This is a genomic window from Larkinella ripae (genome assembly GCF_054780775.1).
This window is the reverse complement of sequence record NZ_BAAGVR010000015.1, coordinates 1-633: the sequence shown is the minus strand read 5'-3', so window position 1 is coordinate 633 and position 633 is coordinate 1. Positions and strand designations below refer to the sequence as shown.

Annotated in this window: 2 protein-coding genes; both read left to right on the top strand. The window is 61.9% G+C overall.

Features of this window, described 5'->3' with window-relative positions; all coding sequences use genetic code 11:
* Nucleotides 1-310, top strand: a 310-nt coding sequence (locus ACYVHX_RS09290) for a transposase (RefSeq protein ID WP_460671348.1), incomplete at its 5' end; no start/stop codon positions are given.
* Nucleotides 307-633 (top strand): IS3 family transposase (locus ACYVHX_RS09285; RefSeq protein WP_382336012.1); only part of this gene is annotated, 327 nt, incomplete at its 3' end. The genes ACYVHX_RS09290 and ACYVHX_RS09285, both read left to right, overlap by 4 nt.

Here is a 633-nt window from a genome sequence, read left to right as displayed (position 1 = left end):
AAGCAAATACGACCCTGAACTTCGTCAGCGTGCGCTCCGCATGCTCGCGGAGGCCCGCCCCGAACATGAATCGCTGACCGCCGCTTGCCGACACGTCGGCGGCCTCCTTGGGGTGAGCCCCGAGACGCTGCGCGTGTGGCAGCGCCGCTACGACATCGATACCGGGGTGAAGCCCGGGGTCACTACCGACATGGCCGAAGAGAACCGACGCCTGCGACGCGAGAACGCCGAGCTGAAGAAGGCCAACGAAGTTCTTAAAGCAGCGAGCGTGTTTTTCGCGAAGGAACTCGACCAGCCACGAACGAAATGATCCAGTTCATCGACGAGTATCGTGATCGTTTCGGGGTCGAGTTCCTCTGCCGTACACTCAGGACGGCAGTTCGTGGGTTCCTCACCTCCCGCGGGTACCGGGCAGCGAAACATCGCCCCGCCTCAGCGAGACAGCTCCGCGATGAACTGCTCGTGTCCGAGATCCAACGCCTCCACGCGAAGCACTACAGCGTGTACGGGCGACGGAAAATGCATGCCTTGCTTCGGCGTGAGGGGTGGGAGATCGGCCGGGATCAGACGGAACGCCTCATGAAACTCGCAGGGGTGCGCGGGGTCAGGAAATCGAAGCGGATATTCACTACT